This window comes from Streptococcus mitis (genome assembly GCF_003942995.1).
GTDB classification, from domain to species: domain Bacteria; phylum Bacillota; class Bacilli; order Lactobacillales; family Streptococcaceae; genus Streptococcus; species Streptococcus mitis_CV.
The window spans coordinates 1-864 of the sequence record NZ_RJOH01000043.1; the positions used below are offsets into that span (position 1 = coordinate 1).

The following is an 864-nucleotide window of genomic DNA, read 5'->3' on the forward strand; positions in this document are numbered from 1 at the left end:
TTCCAATAAGGTCTAACTCAACCGTCCCCAAAGTTAAATCCTTATGTATTTAATCAGAAAGATTATTTTTCGCATATTTTTTTATGTCTTTGGGATAAAATCCCTTATATTTTTTGAAGCATGTACTAAATTTACTGTGAGAGGAATATCCTACAGCCTCTGCTATATCTTGAATTTTAAGGGTAGAGTTCAGTAGGAGTAATTCCGCCATATTCATTCTCCGTCTTTGAGTATATTCTGTAATTGTACATTGATATTTTTGCTTAAATAACTTTTTTAGTTTTGTGCCGCTCATAGTGGATATTTTTTCTAAAGTATCCTGTGAGATAGATGTTGCATAATGATCGTCTATATAATTGGCGACATTTTTCAAAGCCTCATCATCGGCAATAGATAGTGGATTGCTGTACTTATTTAAAAAAGAGTCTATTGTAATACTTAACCATTCCTTTGCCTTTGACTCAAAAAAGATTTCAGCAGCAGGAGATGCCATCTTGCAATTAAGGATATCTTTTGCGATTCTTTCTAAAGGCTTGTTTATTATAATGCTGGTATTAAAAAATAAATCTTCATAGTTACAGACTTTATTCTTATAAGAGGACAGGCATTGCTCTATCATGGACTGATTGAAATTTATACCGATTCCTAAATAAGGAGAATTTTTGTGAAGTATAAACCTATAGTCTTTAGAATTTTTTGTATTTATAGTAAAAAGTGAATTTGAAGAAAGATTTTGATAAGGATTAAAACATTCACCGTTTGCTGTAACTAAATAAGATAAATAAAGGGAATAGAAATTATTCAAACCAGAAAAACTTGTATGGATAATTTCTTTTTTTATGAAAACATCATAAATATCAATAG

Annotated in this window: 1 protein-coding gene; it reads right to left on the reverse strand. The window is 29.7% G+C overall.

Annotated elements, in window-relative coordinates:
* Positions 1-49 precede the first annotated feature (49 nt).
* The coding region (locus D8836_RS11030) for a helix-turn-helix domain-containing protein (RefSeq protein ID WP_142999087.1) at positions 50-864 on the reverse strand (815 nt) is incomplete at its 5' end.